This is a genomic window from Streptomyces viridochromogenes DSM 40736 (assembly GCF_000158955.1).
GTDB lineage: Bacteria > Actinomycetota > Actinomycetes > Streptomycetales > Streptomycetaceae > Streptomyces > Streptomyces venetus.
In genome coordinates, this window is record NZ_GG657757.1 from 728,034 (window position 1) to 728,554 (window position 521).

The 521-nt window shown below is 73.9% G+C and carries 1 protein-coding gene; it reads right to left on the reverse strand.

What is annotated here, in order from left to right:
- Window positions 1–46 precede the first annotated feature (46 nt).
- The coding region (locus tag SSQG_RS03315; protein ID WP_003988277.1) for an ROK family protein at window positions 47–521 on the reverse strand (475 nt) is incomplete at its 5' end.

Below are 521 nucleotides of genomic sequence, written 5' to 3' on the forward strand. Positions count from 1 at the left end.
GCGCGTGCCACGCCCCGCGACGCCGGCATGATCCAAACGACAGGCCCTAGGCGAGTGCCCCGAGCGGGTCGTCCAGCACCGGCTGCCAGGCCAGTTCGGCGGCGCCGACCAGGCTGTTGTGGTCGAGTGTGCAGGGCAGGATGGGGACGCCGCCGCTCTGGCCCCACAGGCTGCGGTCGGCGACGACCGCGCGGAGCCGGTCGGGGTCGGCGTCGAGGAGGGTGCGGTGCAGGCCGCCGAGGATGATGCGGTCCGGGTTGAGGATGTTGACCAGGCCGGCGAGCCCGAGGCCCAGCCGGTCGATGAGCGCCTCGGTGGCGGTGCGGACGCCCGGTTCGTCGTAGTGGTGGCGGACCAGGTCGATGGACTGCTGGAGCAGGGACACCTCGGGGCCGGGCTCGCGTCCCGCCTCCGTGAGGAAGGCCAGCGGGTCGGTCTCCACGTCTAGGCAGCCGCGGCTGCCGCAGTGGCAGGGGCGGCCCTCGGGATGCACGGTGAGGTGTCCGACCTCCAGCGCGAGG